This is a genomic window from Anabaena sp. UHCC 0204 (genome assembly GCF_009711975.1).
In the GTDB taxonomy this organism is placed as follows: domain Bacteria; phylum Cyanobacteriota; class Cyanobacteriia; order Cyanobacteriales; family Nostocaceae; genus Dolichospermum.
On record NZ_VIKW01000020.1, the window covers coordinates 79,549 to 102,678 of the forward strand.

At 38.9% G+C, this 23,130-nt stretch carries 19 protein-coding genes; 8 read left to right on the top strand and 11 right to left on the bottom strand.

What is annotated here, in order from left to right; genetic code table 11:
- Positions 1–116 precede the first annotated feature (116 nt).
- Positions 117–1,802, bottom strand: coding sequence for a transglutaminase domain-containing protein (locus tag FJR04_RS16730; protein WP_168496840.1), 1,686 nt, complete (start codon positions 1,800–1,802; stop codon positions 117–119).
- Positions 1,803–2,057: 255 nt separating this feature from the next.
- Between FJR04_RS16730 and FJR04_RS16735 the strand changes: the two genes are divergently transcribed.
- From FJR04_RS16735 to FJR04_RS16745, 3 genes are all read left to right on the top strand, one after another.
- Entirely contained in the window at positions 2,058–4,928 is a 2,871-nt protein-coding gene (locus FJR04_RS16735) for a cation-translocating P-type ATPase (RefSeq protein ID WP_168496783.1), read from the top strand.
- Between the two features lie 154 nt (positions 4,929–5,082).
- Positions 5,083–6,207 (top strand): DNA replication/repair protein RecF, encoded by a 1,125-nt coding sequence (gene recF, locus FJR04_RS16740; RefSeq protein WP_168496785.1) that lies wholly within the window; start codon positions 5,083–5,085, stop codon positions 6,205–6,207.
- Between the two features lie 72 nt (positions 6,208–6,279).
- Positions 6,280–6,717 carry a hypothetical protein gene (locus FJR04_RS16745; protein ID WP_168496787.1) on the top strand — a complete coding sequence of 146 codons (438 nt, stop codon included), beginning with the start codon at positions 6,280–6,282 and terminating at the stop codon, positions 6,715–6,717.
- A gap of 7 nt (positions 6,718–6,724) precedes the next feature.
- Here the strand turns inward: FJR04_RS16745 and FJR04_RS16750 are convergent, their stop codons facing one another.
- Entirely contained in the window at positions 6,725–7,183 is a 459-nt protein-coding gene (locus tag FJR04_RS16750; protein ID WP_168496789.1) for an MgtC/SapB family protein, read from the bottom strand.
- A 571-nt stretch (positions 7,184–7,754) separates the two neighbouring features.
- On the opposite strand from FJR04_RS16750, the gene FJR04_RS16755 reads away from it, so the two are divergent.
- Complete coding sequence (locus tag FJR04_RS16755; RefSeq protein WP_168496791.1) at positions 7,755–10,118, top strand: putative PEP-binding protein; 2,364 nt, start codon at positions 7,755–7,757, stop codon at positions 10,116–10,118.
- Here the strand turns inward: FJR04_RS16755 and FJR04_RS16760 are convergent.
- Together FJR04_RS16760 and FJR04_RS16765 are read right to left on the bottom strand one after the other, a co-directional pair.
- Entirely contained in the window at positions 10,115–11,284 is a 1,170-nt protein-coding gene (locus tag FJR04_RS16760; protein WP_168496793.1) for a hypothetical protein, read from the bottom strand. The two genes, FJR04_RS16755 and FJR04_RS16760, sit on opposite strands and share 4 nt — an antisense overlap.
- A 202-nt stretch (positions 11,285–11,486) precedes the next feature.
- Entirely contained in the window at positions 11,487–12,044 is a 558-nt protein-coding gene (locus FJR04_RS16765) for a shikimate kinase (RefSeq protein ID WP_168496795.1), read from the bottom strand.
- A 626-nt stretch (positions 12,045–12,670) separates the two neighbouring features.
- Between FJR04_RS16765 and FJR04_RS16770 the strand changes: the two genes are divergently transcribed.
- A complete protein-coding gene (locus FJR04_RS16770) occupies positions 12,671–12,898 on the top strand; it encodes a hypothetical protein (RefSeq protein ID WP_168496842.1) in 228 nt (75 codons plus the stop codon).
- A gap of 23 nt (positions 12,899–12,921) precedes the next feature.
- Here the strand turns inward: FJR04_RS16770 and FJR04_RS16775 are convergent, their stop codons facing one another.
- The 3 genes from FJR04_RS16775 to FJR04_RS16785 all read right to left on the bottom strand — a co-directional run bounded on the left by FJR04_RS16775 (position 12,922) and on the right by FJR04_RS16785 (position 16,837).
- Positions 12,922–13,563, bottom strand: coding sequence for a LapA family protein (locus FJR04_RS16775; protein WP_168496797.1), 642 nt, complete (start codon positions 13,561–13,563; stop codon positions 12,922–12,924).
- 173 nt (positions 13,564–13,736) lie between these two features.
- Positions 13,737–14,357, bottom strand: a complete 621-nt coding sequence (locus FJR04_RS16780) for a flavin prenyltransferase UbiX (RefSeq protein WP_168496798.1) — start codon at positions 14,355–14,357, stop codon at positions 13,737–13,739.
- 110 nt (positions 14,358–14,467) lie between these two features.
- Positions 14,468–16,837: a ribonuclease R family protein gene (locus FJR04_RS16785; RefSeq protein WP_168496800.1), complete on the bottom strand. Its 2,370-nt coding sequence runs from the start codon at positions 16,835–16,837 to the stop codon at positions 14,468–14,470.
- Positions 16,838–17,834: 997 nt separating this feature from the next.
- Between FJR04_RS16785 and FJR04_RS16790 the strand changes: the two genes are divergently transcribed.
- Positions 17,835–18,530 (top strand): hypothetical protein, encoded by a 696-nt coding sequence (locus tag FJR04_RS16790; RefSeq protein ID WP_168496844.1) that lies wholly within the window; start codon positions 17,835–17,837, stop codon positions 18,528–18,530.
- Positions 18,531–18,670: 140 nt separating this feature from the next.
- Here the strand turns inward: FJR04_RS16790 and clpP are convergent, their stop codons facing one another.
- Positions 18,671–19,276 carry an ATP-dependent Clp endopeptidase proteolytic subunit ClpP gene (gene clpP, locus FJR04_RS16795; RefSeq protein WP_168496802.1) on the bottom strand — a complete coding sequence of 202 codons (606 nt, stop codon included), beginning with the start codon at positions 19,274–19,276 and terminating at the stop codon, positions 18,671–18,673.
- A 425-nt stretch (positions 19,277–19,701) separates the two neighbouring features.
- Between clpP and FJR04_RS16800 the strand changes: the two genes are divergently transcribed.
- A complete protein-coding gene (locus tag FJR04_RS16800) occupies positions 19,702–19,857 on the top strand; it encodes a hypothetical protein (RefSeq protein ID WP_168496804.1) in 156 nt (51 codons plus the stop codon).
- 428 nt (positions 19,858–20,285) lie between these two features.
- Here FJR04_RS16800 and FJR04_RS16805 read toward each other — a convergent pair whose 3' ends face one another.
- Positions 20,286–20,897: a PIN domain-containing protein gene (locus tag FJR04_RS16805; RefSeq protein ID WP_168496806.1), complete on the bottom strand. Its 612-nt coding sequence runs from the start codon at positions 20,895–20,897 to the stop codon at positions 20,286–20,288.
- On the bottom strand, positions 20,894–21,337 hold the full coding sequence (locus tag FJR04_RS16810) for a hypothetical protein (protein WP_168496808.1): 444 nt from the start codon (positions 21,335–21,337) through the stop codon (positions 20,894–20,896). Before FJR04_RS16810 ends, FJR04_RS16805 begins: the two co-directional genes overlap by 4 nt.
- A gap of 720 nt (positions 21,338–22,057) precedes the next feature.
- On the opposite strand from FJR04_RS16810, the gene FJR04_RS16815 reads away from it, so the two are divergent.
- The gene (locus tag FJR04_RS16815; RefSeq protein WP_168496810.1) at positions 22,058–22,909 is read left to right on the top strand and encodes a universal stress protein; all 852 of its coding nucleotides are present in this window, start codon (positions 22,058–22,060) and stop codon (positions 22,907–22,909) included.
- 62 nt (positions 22,910–22,971) lie between these two features.
- Here the strand turns inward: FJR04_RS16815 and psbM are convergent, their stop codons facing one another.
- The gene (gene psbM / locus FJR04_RS16820) at positions 22,972–23,088 is read right to left on the bottom strand and encodes a photosystem II reaction center protein PsbM (RefSeq protein WP_083389570.1); all 117 of its coding nucleotides are present in this window, start codon (positions 23,086–23,088) and stop codon (positions 22,972–22,974) included.
- Between the last annotated feature and the right edge of the window lie 42 nt (positions 23,089–23,130).

Here is a 23,130-nt window from a genome sequence, read left to right on the forward strand (position 1 = left end):
TGGGTTGTTCGCGTCAGCATTGCGGAGCAATGGCACGAAACCCAACCTTATATCTTAGAGAATGCCCGCAGGAGAAGAAATTTTTGGGTATTTGTTAAATTGGCAGTTCCTGAAAATTAACCTGTCGTACTTTCAAAAGGTGGTAATTCCTTCAGGATTGTAAACCGGATATGATTGATAGCCAAGTCACCAAGGGCAACTTCTTCCTTCGTTAAACGAACTCCATTACTGGTTAAAGTTTCAAAAGATATACCTTTGCCGATTTCGATATGATACCAACATAAACCCATGAAGAACCTTGTGGGATATGGTCCACCTTCCTCAATATCATCAGGGTTAGATTCCATTGGCAACCAACCAATACCGGGAATATAGAACTCTAACCAAACATGATTAAAATCGGGTTGGAGAGGAACTCCTTGATGTTCGGCATAAATTGGAGATTTGTATCTACCAACAGTACGACAAGGAATACCATTAAGGCGACAAAGTGCTAGTAATACACCGACATATTCTCCACAAGAACCAGTACCCCGATCTAAAACTATATCTGGTGAATCAATATGAGGTTTAATACCATAAGCTAATTGATCGTAAACGTAGTTACGGATACTATACATTTTCCGTAATATATTAGTTTCCGAACTCACTGCTGTACGGGCTGCACGGATAACAATATCAGTATTCATTGCCAAGTCATCATCATCCACCAGATAGCGAGTTTTTAATTCTGGTGATGGTTCTGTGACATTTTCCACATCGTTGGGAGTAATACGATATTTAATACCGCGGACTTCTACAAGTGCCTTCCAACCAAATATATGCCGTTCACCGGGGGCGAGGGTATCAAATTTAAACAGGGCTACTCTTTGTCCGTCAATGATTTCTTCAGTGAAAGGTAAACCTATTGCTTCAACTTGTTTGACCTTTTGCCGTTCTGTTTCCGAGGGTAAGGCAATTCGCCATTCTATATCGGCTAAATAAACTTCATCAAGGGGGGCAATTTCCTCCACATAAGACATTTCTAATAGATAACCATTAGAGAGGGCGTAGCGTTTATCTGGGTCGTAATGATAGTATAGGGGATGAATAAATGTGCGATCGCGGTACGTTAATTCATGACAGGGATCAGCATTAGGATTATCCCGAATATAAGGTTCTTCGCTGGAATATGCCACATAAAGACAATCTTTGCCTGTGTCATCTTGTCCATGAACGGCGATACCTGTAGGAGAATCAAAAGGAGTCAAAACACTAAAACGAACTTCTCCAGTTGCCCTATCCATAGAGTAAACTGTTTGTTCCGTGCGATCGCATACCCAGAGAGTTTCCTTCGTCACCGCCAAATTTTCTATACCTACACCAGGGGCATAAAATCTAGTAATTTCCTTGCGGGTATCACGGTCAAAAATCAAAATATAGCCAAGTCTTTGGCAACTAACATAAACGGTAGAATCCCAAACTGCAACGCCATCCGCAGGATAAGGTAAAGTAATAAAATGCTCTAAACCCAAGGATGCGACTTTGCATAAATAAACACCATTACCACGAGTCACCCAGAGATCATCCTCCCAAACAGCTAAACCGGTAACTTCTTGAAATTCTCGAACTTGGTGGGGATTGATAATCTTGCTGTTATCGGTGAGGGGGTCAATTTCCAACAAATGGCCTTTTACCGTATCAATAGCAATAAGTCGATCTTTAATGAAAGCAATCCCGTAGAGGGTAGCAGCAGTAAGTGGTCTAATTATTTTTTGCCCGAACATCTGGCTCACTGTCAAACTGGATAATGGAAGACTCATATTATTAAGCATATTATCTGTGAATCATTAGTTATTAACTTATTAGGGAACAGGGAGTAGGAAGAAGGGAGCAGGGAGCAGGGAACAGGGAAAACTTCTTAACAACCGACAACTGACAACTGACAACTGACAACTGACAACTGACAACTGACAACTGACAACTGACAACTGACAACTGACAACTAACCAATTCCACATTTTCGGTCATCACTAAATTATGATCGAGTTCTGTAACCATTCCTTGTAAATTACACGATGTCTGCTCATTCTTTACCTGAAACTACCAACCTCTGGCACGGTTTAGAAGTTGATAAAGCCCTAGAAATGTTAGACAGTGACGCAAACAGCGGCTTAACTTCCCAAGAAGTTGAACAGCGTCGTCAAAAATATGGACTCAATGAACTAGAAGAAAATGGCGGTCGTAGTCCGTGGGAAATTCTGCTTGATCAGTTCACTAATATCATGTTATTGATGCTGATTGCAGTTGCCCTCATTTCTGGCTTTTTGGATTTGCTGGCTTTAACTGGGGGGACATTAAAAGACGGTGAAGTGCCATTTAAAGATACGATCGCAATTATGGCGATAGTTATCCTCAATGGTATTCTTGGCTATGTGCAAGAAAGCCGTGCCGAAAAAGCCCTAGCAGCTTTGAAAAAACTATCTTCTCCCTTAGTGCGCGTGATTCGTAACGGTAATTTGGGGGAAATAGCAGCCAAAGACCTAGTACCAGGGGATGTCATGCTGCTGGAAGCAGGTGTGCAAGTAGCTGCTGACGGTCGCTTAATAGAACAGTCGAATTTGCAAGTGCGGGAATCGGCTCTCACCGGTGAAGCCGCATCTGTCAATAAGCAAGCCATTCTCACATTACCAGAAGATACGTCATTAGGCGATCGCCTCAACTCAGTTTTTCAAGGAACGGAAGTTGTCCAAGGTCGAGCTAAGGTCCTTGTTACCGACACAGGTATGCGAACGGAACTCGGCAAAATCGCCACGATGTTGCAGTCTGTGGAGAGTGAACCAACACCTTTACAGCAGCGCATGACCCAACTGGGTAACGTTCTCGTCACTGGTTCATTAGTTCTTGTTGCCATAGTTGTGGGCGGCGGACTTATTCATGATCTAATTAAGGGAATAGGCTGGAAGAACTTACAAGAACTAGTAGAAGTTTCTTTAAGTATGGCAGTTGCGGTAGTTCCTGAAGGTTTACCCGCCGTAATTACTGTCACCCTTGCCTTGGGAACTCAGCGCATGGTACAACATCATGCCTTAATTCGCAAACTCCCAGCGGTAGAAACTCTTGGTTCTGTAACTACTATTTGTTCTGATAAAACCGGAACACTGACTCAAAATAAAATGGTGGTGCAGTCGGTATACACCAATAATTCTACCTTTCGGGTAACAGGAGAAGGTTATACCCCCATTGGCGATTTTCAGTTAAATGGTGAAAAAGCTAATTTAGATGAATATCCAGAAATTTCGGCTTTAATTGTTCCTTGTGCAGTTTGTAATGATGCTGTATTGCAACAAAAACAAGGAGAATGGGCAATTTTAGGCGACCCCACAGAAGGGGCTTTAGTCACCTTGGCTGGGAAGGGAGGAATTGAACAAGACCAATGGAATAGTAAATTACCTCGTGTCGCAGAATTTCCCTTTTCCTCAGAACGCAAGCGTATGAGTGTGATTTGTCAACTAGAAGCAGTTGCGACTGGAGAATCTTCCATAACGGCTATTGACCCAGCCATTGCTGGTTTTGTGGAATCTGAACAATACCTAATGTTCACCAAAGGTTCACCAGAGTTAACTTTAGAAAGATGTACAAAAATCCATTTAGGTAATCATGCAGTTCCTATTAATGAGGAACAACGCAGCCAAATTCTAGTAGCTAATGACCAAATGGCAAGTAAAGGCTTGCGGGTATTAGGTTTTGCCTATAAACCACTGACTGAAGTTCCCCCAGATGCTTCAGAAGATACATCTGAAGTTGATTTAGTCTGGTTGGGATTGGTGGGAATGCTGGACGCACCACGCCCAGAAGTAAGAGCATCTGTGCAAGAATGTCGCCAAGCCGGAATCCGCCCAATTATGATTACAGGCGACCATCAATTAACTGCTCAGGCGATCGCCATTGATTTGGGAATTGCCCAAGAAGGTGATAGAGTCCTGACTGGTCAACAATTACAGCGGCTGAGTGACCAGGAATTAGAGGAACAGGTAGACTTAGTAAGTATTTATGCTAGAGTTTCCCCAGAACACAAATTAAGGATTGTCCAAGCATTGCAACGTCGTGGACGATTTGTGGCTATGACAGGCGATGGGGTTAATGATGCTCCTGCCCTCAAACAAGCTGATATAGGCATTGCCATGGGCATCACAGGCACAGATGTGAGCAAAGAAGCCAGCGACATGATCCTCCTGGATGACAACTTTGCTACGATAGTCGCAGCCACTAAAGAAGGTAGAGTTGTTTACACCAATATTCGCCGATTTATTAAATACATCTTGGGTAGTAATATTGGTGAAGTTCTTACCATTGCCGCTTCACCATTGTTGGGTTTAGGAGGCGTTCCTCTGACTCCTTTGCAAATTCTCTGGATGAATTTGGTAACAGACGGTTTACCAGCTTTAGCTTTAGCTGTAGAACCACCAGAACCAGATGTTATGCAGCGTCCCCCTTTTAGTCCCCGTGAAAGTATTTTTGATAGGGGATTAGGTTCTTACATGATTCGCATTGGGATTGTTTTTGCCATTATTACAATAATCCTCATGAAATGGGCTTTTGATCATACCCATGCAGCCGGGTATCCTGGAAATCCAGATACTTGGAAAACAATGGTATTTACTTCTCTATGTTTGGCGCAAATGGGTCATGCAATTTCTATTCGTTCTAATAATAGACTTGCCATTGAAATGAATCCTTTTTCTAATCCCTTTGTTTTAGGATCTGTAGTTGTCACCACAATTTTGCAGTTGATGTTAGTTTATGTTCCACCCCTGCGAAGTTTCTTTGGTACTCATGAACTCACTCTTTCAGAATTGGGGATTTGTATAGCTTTCAGTTCTTTGCTGTTTGTCTGGATTGAATGTGAAAAGTTATTTTTCCGTTTTATAGGCAAAAAAACAGTTTAATGGGTAAATTGTCTGAATCAGGATTTACAGGATTTGAAGATTAACAGGATTTAATTTGATGATCTTTGTATTTTTTCATCCTGTTCATCCTTTAATCCTGGACATCCTGATATGGCTTGCGCCACGCTACGCTATCAGACATTTATTAATCAATATGTACCTGAAAACTTTACACCTCAAACAATTTCGTAATTACCAAAATCAAAAAATTGAGTTTACTGCTGCTAAAACTATTTTGGTGGGGAATAATGCTCAGGGAAAATCGAATTTGTTGGAGGCTGTGGAATTATTAGCAACATTGCGATCGCACCGCATGGCACGCGATCGTGATTTAATTAAGGAAGGTGAATCTATAGCCCAAATTCATGCTACTTTAGAACGAATTCATAGCCATAGTGATTTAACTCTCACACTCCGTCGTCAAGCGCGTCGTACCGTGGCTATAAATGGGCAAATAGTCCCTCGACAAATGGACTTTCTCGGTGTTCTCAATGCGGTGGAGTTTTCTAGCTTGGATTTAGAACTAGTGCGCGGTAGTCCAGAAGGTCGTCGCAACTGGCTAGATACACTCTTAATTCAACTAGAACCAGTTTATGCTCATATTCTGCACCAATATCACCAGGTTTTACGCCAACGCAATGCTTTTTTAAAACGTTACATTCATACACAAGAAAAATCTCTACAATCAGAATTAGCTATCTGGGATGCCCAATTAGTTACTGCTGGTATTCGGGTGATTATGAGAAGGGATAGAGCTATTAAAAGATTAGCTCCCATAGCCTCTGCATGGCACGCTAGTATTAGTGGAGCATCTGAAGCACTGCAAATCAACTACGCTGCTAATGTACCTCTCAAAAACACCTCTACTCAAGAACTGCAAGCAGCTTTTTTTGCTAAACTTCAACAAAGAGCGATCGCTGAACTACATAGAGGCATAACTCTAGTTGGTCCCCACCGCGATGAAGTAGAATTAGTTATTAATCAAACCCCTGCCCGTCAATATGGATCTCAAGGACAACAAAGAACTTTAGTTTTAGCCTTAAAATTAGCAGAATTACAATTAATTGAAGAAGTTATTAATGAACCACCATTACTATTATTAGATGATGTTTTAGCCGAATTAGATCCATCTCGCCAAAATCAATTACTTGATGCTATTCAAGACCGTTTTCAAACCTTAATTACGACTACTCATTTAGGTGCTTTTGATTCTCAGTGGTTAAAATCTTCTCAGGTTTTATATGTGAATAATGGGAAATTGACAATTGACAATTATTAATTGATCATTGGTACGGGTTTCTAACTGCTTTTTTCTTTCTTTATTTTTTCTAAATCCTGACTCTTGCTAAATATGAATCATATAAATTATATATTAAGTAAAAATGAAATTGCATCATTAGGTGCATCATTAAGGGCAATTGCACCAAAATTACTCAAACAAAGTCCACAAGAAGGGACAATGAGAGTCTGGTTTCAAGGAGGAGAACCTTATTTTGATCTCTTTTTTGAATTAAATAATGGTGAAATAACTTGGTTTCAATTTACATTGCGGGGAAAATCCCTATCTTGGTGTATTCATAAACCCCTATTAAAAACTGGTATTACTAATGAATTAAATATTGATGATGTTAGTTTTTATGCAGCTAGTAAAACTGTGGAAAATGATAATAATTCAGATGGAGAATTTATTGATTTAGTAAAATCAATTCTCCAAACTCGACCAGAAGAAGAAATTTTTGTGAAAGCACTGGTCCTATTTAATGTTTATTCATCACCAACTAACACCTGACAACTGACTAATAAAATTTCTCTAATCTTTTAAATATGTGTAGAATAATAACAGTTAAAATAGCACCCATGAATCCTAATTGCCATAAACCACACCCAGCAGCAATTCCCAAAGCAGCAGCTACCCAAATCGCAGCAGCGGAAGTTAACCCATGAATTTCCGGTGATTTTGATGATTGGGAAGATTCACGTAAAATTTCTCCAGCCCCCAAAAAACCTACTCCCGCGGCAATACCTTGAATTACACGACTAAGAGAATCAGCACTAAGTTGTGTTCCACCTATTTGAATAGTAATGAGAGTAAACACCGCTGAACCCAAACTTACCAGCATATGAGTTCTTAACCCAGCCGGTTTGTTTTTAAGTTGTCTTTCCAAGCCAATCATAGCTCCAATCAACAACGCGAAGCACAGACGGAGAAAGGTATTTAACCAATCATTGCTGGCGATATAGTAAGGATTTATCAACTTCTGTTAGTGTTAAATAGCTTGAAAGCAGAATTTAGGCAGTTAGAAATAAAAAAACAGAGTATTTTGTTCATACTAATTGGTAATATAGTAACAAAAAGTATGTAATAAATCATATTTAATAATTAGGTCAAAATAAATACCGGGAGTAATAGCATTTAACGAAATTCAGGAAACATACAGCAGGAGTCAGAAGTTGTAGGGGCGAAGCATTCAGAAAACAGCCTTAAAAAAAATGGATAATTGATTGCCCGAATGCTTCGCCCTGACTAAGTAGGTGAGCAGAAAAATTTAAAGGTATGTGAAGAAAAGTCAAATCGCCCAAAACTCTCTTCCTGTTCCCTGTTCCCTGTTCCCTTGCCCCAACGACAATTTTTAACGCCAGCCTACTTAGTACACAACGACTGCCGTCAAGCAACCATTAAAAATCTGCGAAAAGCTGGTTTCATGGCTTTTTTAATGATTAATTGTTAATTCCGCCCGTGGTACTAGTGACTCCCCTATTGGCCATATTTATAAACCTTAAGGTGCAATGGAACTACTAACTGAAAACTGACACCTGATGAATTGAGTGGATAAACTCTATTGGCTTGATCAAATTAAACTACAAGACCGCGCCAAAGTTGGCGTTCAGGCGTTTTACTTAAGCAAAATTCAACAACGGGGCTATCCTGTTGTTCCTGGTTTTGTGGTATCGGCTGATGTTTTGCGACAATTTCTGGAAACTCTCAATAGTTCAGAGTCTTTAATTGCTGATTTACCCCATTCTTCCCTACATTTAGATGTAGATAATTGGCGACAACTTCAACAGGTAGCTGGCCGCTTGCGTCAGGAAATTATTGCGGCTAGTATTCCCAGCCATTGGGTAAGTACAATTTTTCAAGCTGCCAGACATTGGCAAAAAAGCAGTTTAATTTTGCGGCCGAGTTTGGCAATATCAACTAACCAAGAGATTAGAAATGTTTCTGGGTTATTAGAGTCGGTATTTTGTCCTTGTGGAGAAGAGGAGATAGGCATTGCTTTAAAGCAGCTTTGGAGTCAGTTATTCCGGGCGAGAAGTTTACTATATTGGCGGAGTGCAGGTATTAGTATGCCCAAAATTAATTTAGGGGTATTAGTGCAACCAGTTGATGATGCGATCGCCTCCGGTATACTTAATACTAAATTGTCAGGATGGGAGATTGAAGCTACCTGGGGCTTAGGATTGGCTATTACCAATGGTGAGGTATTGCCAGATATTTACTACATAGAACCAAAAACTGGGGCAGTCATAGAACGGCAATTAGGTAATAAAATGTTGGCGTATCGTCTCCATAATGGCGTATTACCTACTGACAATTTGCAACTGACACCTGATCATGATTATCTTCTGGCTTATCTCCTGGCCGAATCTCAACAACAGGAATATGCTTTACCTGAAGAATATCTACAAGAATTAATTGCTGTGGGGAATCAATTAGTTAGTGAACTGGGTGGAACTTTAACAATGAAGTGGACAGTTACTCCAGAATCTCCGGCTCATGACGATGCTGAATTATCAACTCCTAAACTCTATATTACAGAAGTTAGTGTTCCCCAAGCGGTAACATCCAGTGTCCATTTTATTCAAGGTATCGGGGCGGCCCGGGGCAGAATTATTGGTAATGCTCATGTAATTTTTAGTTCATCACAAAAACCAGTCCAAGTTCCCCAGGGAGTAATTCTCATTGCACCCGTTGTCACTCCTGATTGGTTTCCTTTATTACACGGAGTTACTGGCATTATTACAGAACAAGGGGGATTAACCAGCCATGCGGCGATTTTAGCGAGAGAGTTAGGTATTCCGGCTGTTGTTAGTGCTACTGGGGCAACAACTATCTTACAAGCAGGGGAAAGATTGCTATTGGATGGGGATAGGGGAGAAGTCTATCGTCTCACAGGAGATGGGGAAAAGTTTCCTAGTGGAGAAATGGAAAGATTGATGGATGAGGAGAAAGTTGTTCATTACCAATCTACTAATTTACCTATTATTGCGACTCAATTACTTGTAAATTTGAGTCAACCCCGATTAATTGAACAGGTGCAACGTTTACCTGTAGATGGGGTGGGATTATTACGTTCAGAATTGATGATGTTAAATATTTTGAAGGGAAAACATCCTCAAAAATGGTTGCTAGAAGGAAGAAAGGTGGAGTTGTTGGAGATATTGTCTGAACAAATTATGCAATTTGCTCGCGCTTTTTCTCCTCGACCTATTTTTTACCGATCTTTAGATTGGCGTTACTCTGAGCAAACGGAGCGAGATTCACTATCTTTAAGTGACAATTATTCAATATCACCATCATCAATTCTCGGTGAACGGGGTGTTTTTAACTATGTCCAAAATCCGGCGGTTTTTGAATTGGAATTACAAGCTTTAGCTACTGTGCAAGCATCTGGTTATAAAAATATAAATTTATTATTACCATTTGTCCGCACTGTTGAAGAATTTGTATTTTGTCGTCATAAAGTTGAGGAAGCTGGATTAATGCAAATATCCCAGTTTCAATTATGGATGATGGCAGAAGTTCCCAGTGTTTTATTTCTTTTACCTGAATATATTAAAGCTGGTGTGGCAGGTATTTCTATCGGCACAAATGATTTAACTCAATTACTATTAGGAGTAGACCGAGAACAGGGAAAATTAGGGAAAATATTAGATGAAAGTCATCCAGCAGTAATGGCTGCGATCGCTCAATTAATTAAAATGTCTCAAGATGGGGGTATTCCCTGTTCTATTTGTGGTCAAGCTCCGGTGCTTTATCCAGAAATAATTGATCAGTTGGTAGCATGGGGGATTACTTCTATTTCTGTCGAACCGGAAGCTGTGGAAAGGACTTATCAAGCGATCGCTCGTGCCGAACAACGATTAATTTTAGCATCAGCACGGCGACAACTTAGTGACTCAAAAAATTAATATCGCAGAATAGCCGCTACCTGAGCTTCATTCGGCATTGCTGCTGATTCTAGGGTATACACTTTCCCCCCATTTAATATTGTGTGAATCACTGATAAATCTAACATATCTTCATCATCTGGTTCTGGATCTGGATGCAATTCAACTGTGGCACTTTGTGAATCAAATTTACCCCATATATGTTGTTCTAAAGGCACAAACAAGGTATCAACTCTTTGATAATATGCAGCGGGAATAATTGCCTTAATATCATGGGCAATTTTCCCACTTTCTTCTCCAGCTAATTGCTGATAAACAGCTATTGATTCTTGATATTCTTCTTGAAATAAAGGGGCAACAATTTCCCACGCTGCCTGATTTAATTCTTCTGTTTTCAGAGTTTCTGCATTGCCAGTAATTCCTGTTTCTAGTAAATATGGATAAGTATTAGCCTCTCGATAAATAGGTAATAAATATTCTACTCCTGCTAATACTAAAGGTGCTTTTTCTTCTTTTAATTTTTCATGTAATGCACCATCAACAAGGTAGCAAAATTGTAAAATATCTACTTGATGTTGATCTCGATCAGGACTTCCTTGCCCATGAAATGAACCAGGTTGTTGAAAAGCATTAGCAGTTCCTCCTTTAGATATAGCAATTCGGTGCTGTACCCCCTTTTGAATATTCTCTTCTAAGAGAGCCTCTTCTAAATTCTGTGGCATATTTTCTACTTCAATTTCATTGAGTTGATAGCGCGTTCCTGCAAAAAATTTCACATTTTTTTGACTCAAAGCTAAGAGGTAGAATTTTCCGTCATTATTAATCAAATCTAGCAAAGGTTTGATGTGAAAATTATTGCCAACAACCACTAATTCTGGACATTCAATTGGTAAACAATAGTAACGAAATAGATTTGGGGAAATAAAAATTACTAATCCCTGATTTTGATTTTCCCAGAAATCAGTGTTGTCTAATTCCATCGCTGGTTGCAGCAAATTTACCGTGTCAGTAGAGCGTAATCCGATTGTATTTAAACGTTCCTCTGCTTCCCGAAGTAAATTTTTAAAGCGAATTGGATTTTGTCTTACCTCTGCTCCTGCTATTTGCATCGGTATATAGAGAGATACGCATGGATACTGAGGATTTTGAACTAAACTTTTGAGTTCATCAAGAGAAAATATAGTCATAGATTTTATCCACGTTGAGGATAATTACAGAATCTAGATTCAATTCAACTCTTGATATGGCAACTCTGCATCTTTCTTTTGACAAGAAATTACCCACTTTATCTTCCTTTCTATAGATAGAAAAATAAAGGGGTATAGGAATAGATACGAAAAATTTTCGGTAATCAAAAAAAAGCGGAATTTGTAATTTTAAAACTCTGAATTATTGAGTTTTCAGCACCGTGGGAATTGTTTCTAGGATACGTGCAGCAATTTGGGCTGGTGTTTCGGTGCTGTTAATAGTAATGCGTAAGTCAGCTTGGGAGTATAATGGTTGACGTTGTTCCAAGAGCGATCGCAATTTAGCTTCGGAAATGGTTACACTACTCAAGCTATCAGGATCTTGTAAAAGTGGTCTTGTATTATCTTCTGCTAACCTGGACAATAGTATTGGTATTGGTACATCTAACCAAACTATCAAACCATGATGGAGATAACTCCAATTATGCTGCTGCATCACAATACCCCCACCCGTGGCTACAATCAATTTAGTATAAGCACAAACTTGAGCTAAGACATTACTCTCCAATTGACGAAACTCCGCTTCACCATTTTCAGCAAATATTTCGTTAATAGACTTACCTGCGGCTTTGACTATAATTTCATCTGTATCTACAAATCTATAACCAATTTCCTCTGCTAGTAACTTTCCTACTGTTGTCTTACCAACTCCCATCATCCCAATTAAGTAGAGGTTAACTCCTCTTAATAAATTACTCACTCGTATTTTTCTCCTTGAGAATTATAAATTATTATGACTTTTTTTGATTAATTTTAGCAATTATGATAACGATACGTACCTGAGCAAAATGAATCCAACTTTTTGGAACAAACAAAAATCTCTGTATTACTGATCTGTTCCCTCTCCCAAATATACATAAGTAGGTGAACAGAAAAAATTAAAGGTATGTGAAGAAAAGTAAAATCGCTCAAAACTCTCTTACTGTTCCCTGTTCCCTTGCCCCAACGACAATTTTTAACGCCCACCTACTTATTATGTCTTTGATTAAACAATCCCCATTCATGAAAAAGCCGGGAGTATGAAGTTAATATAAACTTTATATAAAGTTCTTGAAACTTTTAAAAAGTATAATCCGTCAATGATAGAACTAGCCATTTTTGAATAAGAGATAATTCTAGTCACTTAGTATCAAAAAATATTCTATTAGCGGACATGATAGATACAGATAAAATTCTCAAAATATTCCAAGCTACTATCTACTCACTATTACACAACCCCATGCTTCAAATCTCGATTTGTGTAACCCATCTATCTTCAGTATAAGTAATTACGTTCACTTTAAATAAACACTAATCAACTAATATGGTATGAATGAGGTTTCAGCTATGACTCGCATTCGAGATATTGTGAAAATAGCTTTAAGAACTGGCTATTTAACGATAGAAGCGGAAAATCAACTCAGACAATTATTAACTAACCAGTATGAATTAGAGGATTTTAATGCTTTTATGGCATTACAGAGTGCTGCTATGAGTGGTGAAGTCAAGCAGGAATCACGGTTACAGAAACACTTGGTAAGCCTGAAACTCAGTAATTTGAGAGCGGAGATATAAGTAGGGCTTGCTAATAGCGAAAATTAGCGTTTTTGAGGCTGATTTTCGTCATCATCCTCAAATTCATCATCTTCAAAAAAATCCCAATCATCATCATCTGTTGCTTGATTTTGGCTTGATTCTTGGTAAGGAGGAATAATTACCCGATAATCAGCATCATAAATAGATTCAGTTTTACCCACAGCAGTATTTTTCGGTTCTTGGGAAGAATAGGAATAAACAGAATTAGAGCGGGAATTTTTTGGAGAACTTTGTTGACTTTCAGAAGTTTTTGGTAATGGTTGCGAATTTTCTCCAAAATCCCAATTATCTGCATCTCCATTTGTATCCCAATCATCAAATTCATCATCAGTTGGAGTAACTGGTGGTGGGGGACTGCTGGGGCGCGGCGTATCTTTTTTGACTCTAGGTGAATTAGGAATTGATTTGGGAATAGGTTGTTGTGCTTGTAGACTTAAATAAATAGCAAATCTGAATAAACTAGTAATTATTAAAAATGTGGCCACACCAGCAGCTATGCTCAATAAAATCCACAGTGCTAATGGTAATGGTTGAGTCCGCATTCCCAAAAACACCAGGGGGAGTGAGGGTGAGAAGTTCTGGGTAACTAATAATATTAGTCCCACCACTACTGTAACTAATATAATTAAACGAATTACAGCCATAAACAGTTGAGAATGCTTCTTTTAGAAGAGCTACGCTAACAAAATTCAAAAGTGAAACAGTAGTTGAGAACGCGGTAGGGAAAAACTGCGGAAACTACTAAGTAGTCGGATAAAATTAACAATTAAAGACTTAGTTCTTTAATTTTAAATTTTTAATTGTTAATTTTTAATTTTCAGAGATGACCTTGCCATCGCTGAATAGGTATACAGTCAATATCGAGTTGATCTAGAGCGCGAGCAACAACAAAATCAACTAAATCCTCAATAGTTTGAGGATTATGATACCAGGCAGGAATAGCTGGGACAATTCTCACTCCAGTTTCTGCTAAAGTCGTTAAGTTACGCAGGTGAATTAAGCTAAAAGGGGTTTCTCTGGGAACAATTACCAATTTGCGTCCTTCTTTAATTTGCACGTCTGCTGCTCTTTCTAGTAAGTCGGAACTCAGTCCCCCTGCGAGTTTTGCGACTGTACTCATACTACAAGGCATGATAATCATCCCTAGAGTACGGAAAGAACCGCTGGCAATATTAGCACCAACGTCACTCCAAGGATGGCAACGGAGTTTTCCCAATAAGGGAACGTCTGCTTGTTCTCGCCAAAATTGTTCTTGTTTATCTGGTTCTCCTGGCATTCGGATTTCCTGTTCGGCTTGCCAAACCGTGTAAGTTGATTTAGAGGCTACCAATTCAATTTGATATTCTGCTGCCAAGAGAAATTTAAGAGCGCGAACGGCGTAAATCAGTCCAGATGCACCTGTTACGCCGAGAATTAAAGGTTTTGTGTTATTGGTCATTGGTCATTGGTTAGTGGTCAGTGGTCAGTGGTCATTGGTGATTGGTAAAATTTTTATCTAACAACGAACAACTGACAACGGACAACGGACAAGGAACAACGAACAACTGACTATTCCTGATCATAGGGTTCTATGTCAAAAGATTCGGTTTCTCCATGCAAGCTATCGGTTTTATTCGGTGGATAAATGTCTCCTGGCTCACCATTAGCAGGATTTGCACCCATGCCTTTGGGTAAACCATCACTACCAACGGTAACTAGATCAATTTGTTGCCGATAATAATCTACACTCTTAACTTGTACAGAACAACTATCGCCTAGTCGGTAGGAAGCACGATTTTTCCGACCAAATAAAGCTTGTTGTCTAGCCCGATATTCATACCAGTCGTCTTTGAGGGAACTGACATGGACTAGTCCTTCTACCCGTAAGGTATTGGCTAGATTGCCTTCTGTGGGCGCTTCGACGGGAACTTCAATTTCGACAAAAAAGCCGTAGGATTGAACACCAGTAATTACGCCTGGGAATACTTCGCCAATGCGTTGTTTCATCAGGGAGGCTTTTTGTAGTCCGGCTAAATCAGCTTCAGCTTCTTGGACTTCTTTTTCGCGATCGTTAATCTGCACAATTACTCTAGTTAAGTCACTTTGGAGTTCTTGTTGGAGTTCTGGGGGAAGAACGTTCCAATTGATTTCTTCGTGACAGGAGGAATGACGCAGGTTAATCCGTTCTTTAACACGGGTATTCCGGCGATCGCGTCCGTATTCCAAGAGGTTATGATACACCCGTTGTAGGAGGATATCTGGATAACGCCGTAAGGGGGCGGTAACGTGGACATATTGGGACAAAGCCAGTCCGAAGTGAGAACCCTTGGTGGTGCTATATACAGAAGGTTTGAGAGTGTCCTGTAACAAGTATGTGAGAACTTGTTCCGATGGTGAGTCGGCGAAAGCCCCAGTTAAGTGTTGATAATCTAGGGGTTGGATCTCTAATTCTGGATCAAGTCCTAATTCCACACCTAAATTAACTGCCAGTTTGAGCATTTCCTGAACATCTTCGGGATCAGGTGTACCTTGGACTCGCCATACGCTGGGAACGCCAAGGGCGCTGAGGTGATCAGCCATGAGTTGATTAACTAAGATTACCAACTCGGTGATGAGCGATCGCCCAGGTAAGTCATTAACTACTACAGATCCAAAAGCCCCTTCGTCATAGTAGGGATTTTGGGTAGGGGGGAGATTCAACTGTAAGCTGCCACGATGAAGGCGTACCCGTTTTATCGCCATTGCCAAAGTCTGCAAATCTTGTAATTTTTCTTGGACTTCGGGGGCTAATTTGTCGGTTTCACCGGCGAGGATGGCTTCTGTTTCTACTTGACTAACAGCTATATCAACGTTAATGATACTGGGTTGAATTTCCCATTCTACTACTTCTCCCGATTGGGGGTTAATGGTGATGACAAAAGAGAGAGTCAAGCGATCGCTTTCCGGGATTAAAGAACAACGTTCTGTTACTACTGCTGGCAACATTGGCAGTAATAATTCTCCCAGATATACGGACTTACCCCGTTTGAGTGCTTCTCTATCTAGGGCTTCATCTGGTTGGATATAGTGGGAAACATCCGTAATGTGAAATAGTAATCGCCAATTATCAACGGTGGTTTTTTCCACACTGAAGGCATTTTCTACCACGGACTCATCACTGTTGACGCTCTTGATCGTGAAGGTAAAAACATCACGCAAATCTAGCCGATTTTTCAGGTCTGCCTTCAGGAGTCTCTTGGGTAACTTGGCCGCTGCATCGAGGATATGATCGGGGAAAGTTCGGGATAAGTCATGTTTACAAGTTACCAAATCTATATCGGCTGCGGCTTCGGCATCACTACCCAGGATTTGTACAACTCTACCCAAGGGGGGATATTGTGCCAGGGGATAACGGAGGATTTCTACATGGGCTAAGTGGTCAATTGCTTCTTCCAACTTCATGCTGTTGAGTTGTAGTTTCAGTTCAAACAGCAATCTGTCATCTAAGGGAACAGCCCGAAAACCGCCATCTACTTGCTTAATTCTGGCTAGTAAGGTGTGATTGGATCGCTCCATAATCAACTTTACTTCACCTTCAGGCGATCGCCTGCGACTACCTTCCTTGAGGACTCTGACTAACACGCGATCGCCATTCCAGGCATTACTCAAATGACTTTCGCGGATGTAAATATCCTCTGAGCCTTCGCTATCTTGAATCGCAAAACAAAAGCCCTTACTGGAACAACGCAGTTTAGCCTCAATTAATCCCTCTTCTGTGATCCGACGGTATTTCCCCCGTTCCTTCACCAAAATCCCAATTTTTTCCAGCACCTCCAAAGTAATTTGCAGTTTTTCTAAACTTTCTTCATCCTCACAACCCAGTTTTTTTTCTAGAACTTTACGAGCCACCAATTTATCATCAGTGAAATTGGCCAGAAGTGTAGCGATTGAAAATTCCATGCAGTGAACCGACCTTTGGTCAAAACATTATTTTTTGTCGAATCTGGTTCTTCGCTGTTATACCTTCACAGTCTAGAGACACCTACTGCTGTACGAATTTCGCATTTGCGTAGTGTTTCGGAACAAAGGCTATGCCGGCGATCGGGCAGTGTGGCCTTAGCCATACTTGCGATTACAGTAGCAGTAGGAGAAAGCCCCTGCTCCGACTTCTCACTGCACAACAATCTCAGAGTTTGCTTGCGTTTTACTTTCATCTAAATAATCCTTATAATGCACTCCTGATACTCAATGATTAACCTCTAGATAACTAGGTAATGGGTTTGTAAGAAAGTTGATTTGGAGAACTCTCCAAACCACCCAGAAGCTATAAGCCGGGCTAATCAGAGGTGTTTGATTGTTTAGATCGAAAGTAATTTCACGCCATCAGCATCTGATAGCATAGCGTGGCGTTAGCCATGTCTTTACTAGGAAAAACTGCCGATAAACCCAATTTTCCCATAATGTAGAATCGGTAACAATCAGGTAAGCAGTAAAACACAAGCAGTGAAGGCGAACCTTATCTTTATTATTGTAGATTTAGAGCGCACTTCTTTAAAAATACTTCTAGATATCTAATTGGGTAAATATTATAGCATTTAAAGTTAAACAATAATTCGCTATAAACAACTGTTAGTATCAAGATACATTCCAATACTGCTCGGTTTGTGAACCTGCAAGTTGTAAATTGGTTTGGGAAAAAGACAAAGAATCAAGGATCAAGGCTTTTTCTTGCCCCTTTTCCCATTTAACCGATAAGTATTGGGATACATTCAATGTGTTGAGTTCTAAGTAAGACTTTATATTGAAAGATGGGGTTTTGTCTAGAGGATAGGAAATTGGTAAGGGGTGATTGATGTTTGATGATTGGTAATTACTTCCTGTTTCCTATTCTCTGTTCCGTAGGCATTTCTCACTAGTAACTTACATTAATAAACAAATAAAAATGGTTGAAAGTATTATGTTGGCGCAATTCCATAACTTGTACCCCAACGGCAGTATTATCTCAGAACTAATAGAAATTTTTCAAGGGAAATATATCGTCCGTGTGAGTGTACAACTTGAAGGCATCACTCGGTCAACGGGAATGTCAGGAGCAGAAACAGTTGAAGCTGCCGAAGATCAAGCTAGAAATCGGGCTTTAACGGTTTTAGGGATCAAAAATACACCTGAAGAAGTAACAAAATCCACCTCACCACCCGTTGCTCCAGCCGCAATCCAGCCTATCTTCAATGAATCAAAACCTACGCCTTCTGTCAGTAATACACAGACACCATCCTTATTAACAGAGCGAACCGATACCAAAATTGTCACCCCAGAGATATTTCCTCATCAAGAACCAGAATATCAACCCTCAACAGCAGTGTCTCCTAGTAATGTCACACCATTCACTCCTCGTAGCTATACCCCCTATGAAGACGTTGATGTACAATCAGCCGTCAGCAAGAAAAAGAGACATAACGAACCAATCAATTTATCTGATGTGATTGCCCAAACAGATGTAGAAATCGAGCGATTAGGCTGGACACCAGAACAAGGAAAAGATTATCTAGTTAAAACCTACGGTAAACGAGGCCGTTCTCTACTCAGCGAAGAAGAATTAAGGAATTTCCTTACTTATCTCAAATCTCAACCAGATCCAATTGCTGGATTTTAAATTAGTTGGTCAGTTGTCAGTGGTCAGTTGTCAGTGGTCAGTGGTCAGTTGTTAAACAAAAATTTAACCAATCACCAATCACCAACCCTTCGGCTACGCTCAGGGCAAGTCACCAATCACCACTGACCACTGACCAATAACTAAACTAAAGCAATAGGACGACTACCTATAGCATGACGGTCAATTACTTGGTCAATCAAACCATATTCCTTAGCTTCGGCTGGAGACATAAAGAAATCACGTTCGGTATCTTCAGAAATCCGTTCAAATGGTTGACCAGTATGTTCAGAGAGATACTCATTCAGCCGCTGCTTGTGATACAAAATTTCACGGGCTTGAATTGCAATATCAGTCGCCTGTCCTTGAGCGCCACCTAAAGGTTGATGAATCATAATTCGTGAATGAGGTAAACTCATTCGCTTACCTTTAGTACCAGCACTGAGCAGGAACGCTCCCATACTTGCTGCCAATCCAGTACAAATTGTACAAACATCGGGACGGATATGTTTCATCGTGTCAAAAATGCCCATTCCCGCTGTTACTGAACCACCAGGAGAATTAATGTACATATATATGTCCTTCTCTTGGTCTTCAGAATCTAAAAACAGCAGTTGGGCAACAATCAAGTTAGCCAGATTGCTATCAACCTGTTCTCCCAAAAAAATAATCCGCTCACGCAACAGCCGTGAATAGATATCAAAGGCGCGTTCGCCGCGACCCGATTGTTCAATAACGATAGGAATCATTTAGCGTGTTTTTAGCTATTTTCCATTCATTCTATCGGTGACAACGGCTGATTGTGTTGAATTTGCCAACTAACATCACAGGAAAGAACAATGAAGAGAGCAGGTAGAACCTCAGATAAAGAAATATAGTTTACAGAAAAAATAAGTAATATTACTGATTTATATCTTAAATAACTAGGCTAAAAAGTTGGATATTTTTATACACCTGAAAGGAAATTTATATTTTTAGGACACTTTTTGAGAACCAAAAACGTCGTCTTTACTAGGTAAATGTAAATAGAGAGCTAGATCACATTTTTCTTGATCTTTCTGAGATATTCTCAAATTATATTTATCTCATCCGATAAACCCAAAATACAAAATGTATTTAGAATAACAAATTCCGATGGAAATCCCATCCATCTATATAGATAAAGAGAGGTTATATGCTAGAAAGACTTGTGCAAGCAGCCTTTATTACATTTTTATTGCAAATAATAGCAGTATTGAGTAATACTACTCCCATTCAACCCAAAGCCGTTTCACCTATTTCTCAAATACCAGCACCAATAATTAGTTCTTCTTGGCAGATATCAAAGTAGAAAGTAGGTAGATTCAATTCCATATCTAGGTTACGTTACTGAAAGCTTTGAGGGGTGATAGAAGGGAATAGGCAAGGGTTTTACTCCTGGAGAATAACCAAATTGTTGACCTTTTCCCTGCTTCTCCAATCAGAACTTTGATTTTAATCGTGTTTATCAGTGAAATGATCCGTCTATGTTTTGTCTATATATGCTAATTTCTATAGCAATAGATGATGCTTATACTGGTTATGAGAAAATGCAGAATTAATGATTTTCTCACGCAAAGGCGCTCCAGCCGCAAAGAAAAGAATGAGAAAATACATAGAATAAATTCTTTTTTACAATTCTATAGTGAAAGACTGAGTATCAGAATTAATATTTTAGTATTTTTTAGTAAGTAGTAGGTTGGGTTGAGGTAAGGAAACCCAACATTTATTTTTTTCTGATTAGTATTTTTTATTGTTTATCCATCCTTCTAAATTAGATATTTTACTAAAATAATTAATTCCCAAATTAGCTAATACCTGTTGAATATTAGTATTACCAAATTCCTTAGTATTTTCACTAAAAAATACTTTGGTAATTGATAAATTATTTTCAGCATGAGCTAAAATAACCTGTAAAATAAAATCGTCTCTTCTTTGATTTTTTCCAGGTAGTAAAGGATTATTTAAAGTGGCTTCCAACATTTCAATGTTTGGTTCAATCAGTTCTCCATGATTTTTTAAATATTCAAGAATATTCAAAAAACGGTTTCTAAAATCCCGTAATACTTTTCCATAATCAATCAAACAAAGTTCTAAATAATTGGTAAAAGATTGAGAGTTATTTAATTCTTTATTCCGTTTACCTTCATTCATTTCTATTTGAATAGTTTGAGAAAAAGATTGACTACGTTTTTCTTCTCTTTCTATTGCTACTAGGGTTTCCATTAAACAAATGCTGGGAATGACAAATTTTAAATTCTCTGAAGAATGATAGACAAAATCTTCTAACTCCTTGTTTCTGCCTTTCGCAATTGCTATAATTGAATTAGTTTCTAAATAAATAATAATCATAATAATTCTAACTCCTCTGTAGTGCCATCAAACAAAAGAGTAAATAAGCCAATTTCTTTCATTTCCTCAATGTAAGGGGGAGTTGCACTTTTCCAATGATAAGCTAAATCTCTTAACCAAGATTGAGTTAAAGTTATTAAGGTAGATTGATAGATAATTCCTTCAATACTTTCTGGATCATAATATCCTAAAATCTTTTTTGTGTCAAATCTTGCTACTTCTGTAAAAGTTGGACTCTTAAAGATTCTCATGACATGAGAATTAACAAACATTAAAAAAGGAATATGCTGATATTGTTCCATTTTTAAGATATGCAGATCCGGGGAAGAATACATACCTGAAAATCTGACATCTATCATTAAAATAGGTTGTTCATCCTGATCTTTAGCAACAATTGATGGATGAAAATCAATTGCGGTTGGTGGTTGTATTTTCAACATGGTATTTTACCTCTTAATTTAACCGGAGTTTATATTTTTCTCATTATAACTAAACTTTTAAACTTATGGTTTTTGAGAAGTAAGCCGTTCCCATCAAACCGATATATGTTTAATTTTGTAAAAACCGTGAAATGCCATATTCATAATAATACCTTAGCCAAATTCAAAAAAGCCTTGATTCGTAAGTTGGGTTTCGTTCCTCAACCTAACAAATGCGTTAAATTCGTTGGGTTTTGCTCCGCTCAACCCAACCTACAAAAAATGGCGAAGGTATTATCATAAGGAAATATTTTGTAATCTTTTTGTTCTCAATGATATTTAATCATTACAAAAAATATAGTGATTTTCTGACATGAAACACAGATATGCTCATTTTTATGAATTTTTCAGTAATAATTAACTTAAATTAAAAAAAATTAATATAGATTACAAATAATAACTAACATCATATTTTATTAATTTTATCAGGCAAAATTAGCAGTATGCTTAATGATAGGCAACCTAGTTGTAACTTCACGTAATTAGGCGTAAAGAAACTTAATATTCATCACTTTTTTGCTTGTTGGTATTAGTTTTACTGCTAATCAGTTAATTTATGCCTAAATACTTAACTGGGTTGTTCAACACATCAGAAAAAGCATTCTGATAGCTGGCGTGGTGAAGCCATGGCTCAATACTAGCAGCAAAAACCACAGAAACCTTCACGACAAAGACGTAAAAATGATACAAAAAATTTTGCTGGCTGTCTCTGGTTTGGGACACGCGGAAGAAATGCTCAAGAACTTAAAAGAAATGCCTTCATTTCGTGGTGCGAAAGTCACTGTTCTCCACGTTGTTACTCCACAAAGCACTTCTGCTGTAATGACGGATAAATGGGAAGAGGGTGGCAAAATTCTCGCTAAGGCTATTCAGTATTTAAATTTAGATCCTAGCCAAGTTTCTTCGATTTTACGTCAAGGTGATCCCAAGGATGTAGTCTGTCAAGTAGCTGATGAAATGGATGCTGACTTGATTATTATGGGTTCGCGCGGACTAAAGCGGCTACAATCAATTTTATCAAATTCTGTTAGTCAGTACGTTTTCCAACTGTCTTCCCGTCCCATGTTGCTGGTGAAAGATGACATTTATGTCAAAAACATTAAGCGCGTTATGGTGGCAATGGATAATTCTGAATCTGCTAAAAACTGCTTAAATTTAGCTTTGTTCTTACTTCGTGGTGTTAACGGTGGACAATTAATTTTAGCTAATGTCAATACGGATTTAGGTGGCAAATTATCGGGTATTACTGATCTTAAACCAGATAGAAGTTCTGTATTAGGTATGGCTGTAGCAGAGGCGGAAAAACAGTCTGTGGCGGTGCGTTGTGTGACCAGCAGTGGTAAAACTGGTGAAGAAATTTGTCGTTTGGCTAATGAGTTGAATATAGATTTATTATTGATTGGTTCTCCAGACCGTCGTCCATCTATTGCTAAGAGTTTTGTTGATTTAGATAGACTGGTAGGGTCATCTTTATCTGATTATGTTCGGGTTAATGCTACTTGTCCAGTTTTGTTGGCAAGAACGATTGGATAATCTCATAAATAAAAACCCCTGCACTATATAGTTTAGGGGGTTTTTATTTTATAGCCCAATTATTAACTATCTTTTCCACCTTCGCGGCTGGCGGTTTGGATGTAAAGAATGATTAAAAACACGGCGGGTACTAGTACGAACAAAATGCTCGCTACGAAACCCAGTTCATTAACTTGCATAGCAAGATAGCCTTTTGTGTAATTTCCAGTCAACTATTTTAG

What these genes read in the sequence shown, in the direction of transcription:
- FJR04_RS16730 (WP_168496840.1), bottom strand. Translation starts at nt 1,802, where the DNA reads ATGAGTCTTCCATTATCCAGTTTGACAGTGAGCCAGATGTTCGGGCAA.
- FJR04_RS16735 (WP_168496783.1), top strand. Translation starts at nt 2,058, where the DNA reads ATGTCTGCTCATTCTTTACCTGAAACTACCAACCTCTGGCACGGTTTA.
- recF (WP_168496785.1), top strand. Translation starts at nt 5,083, where the DNA reads ATGTACCTGAAAACTTTACACCTCAAACAATTTCGTAATTACCAAAAT.
- FJR04_RS16745 (WP_168496787.1), top strand. Translation starts at nt 6,280, where the DNA reads ATGAATCATATAAATTATATATTAAGTAAAAATGAAATTGCATCATTA.
- FJR04_RS16760 (WP_168496793.1), bottom strand. Translation starts at nt 11,284, where the DNA reads ATGACTATATTTTCTCTTGATGAACTCAAAAGTTTAGTTCAAAATCCT.
- FJR04_RS16770 (WP_168496842.1), top strand. Translation starts at nt 12,671, where the DNA reads ATGACTCGCATTCGAGATATTGTGAAAATAGCTTTAAGAACTGGCTAT.
- FJR04_RS16775 (WP_168496797.1), bottom strand. Translation starts at nt 13,563, where the DNA reads ATGGCTGTAATTCGTTTAATTATATTAGTTACAGTAGTGGTGGGACTA.
- FJR04_RS16780 (WP_168496798.1), bottom strand. Translation starts at nt 14,357, where the DNA reads ATGACCAATAACACAAAACCTTTAATTCTCGGCGTAACAGGTGCATCT.
- FJR04_RS16785 (WP_168496800.1), bottom strand. Translation starts at nt 16,837, where the DNA reads ATGGAATTTTCAATCGCTACACTTCTGGCCAATTTCACTGATGATAAA.
- FJR04_RS16790 (WP_168496844.1), top strand. Translation starts at nt 17,835, where the DNA reads ATGTTGGCGCAATTCCATAACTTGTACCCCAACGGCAGTATTATCTCA.
- clpP (WP_168496802.1), bottom strand. Translation starts at nt 19,276, where the DNA reads ATGATTCCTATCGTTATTGAACAATCGGGTCGCGGCGAACGCGCCTTT.
- FJR04_RS16800 (WP_168496804.1), top strand. Translation starts at nt 19,702, where the DNA reads ATGCTAGAAAGACTTGTGCAAGCAGCCTTTATTACATTTTTATTGCAA.
- FJR04_RS16805 (WP_168496806.1), bottom strand. Translation starts at nt 20,897, where the DNA reads ATGATTATTATTTATTTAGAAACTAATTCAATTATAGCAATTGCGAAA.
- FJR04_RS16810 (WP_168496808.1), bottom strand. Translation starts at nt 21,337, where the DNA reads ATGTTGAAAATACAACCACCAACCGCAATTGATTTTCATCCATCAATT.
- FJR04_RS16815 (WP_168496810.1), top strand. Translation starts at nt 22,058, where the DNA reads ATGATACAAAAAATTTTGCTGGCTGTCTCTGGTTTGGGACACGCGGAA.
- psbM (WP_083389570.1), bottom strand. Translation starts at nt 23,088, where the DNA reads ATGCAAGTTAATGAACTGGGTTTCGTAGCGAGCATTTTGTTCGTACTA.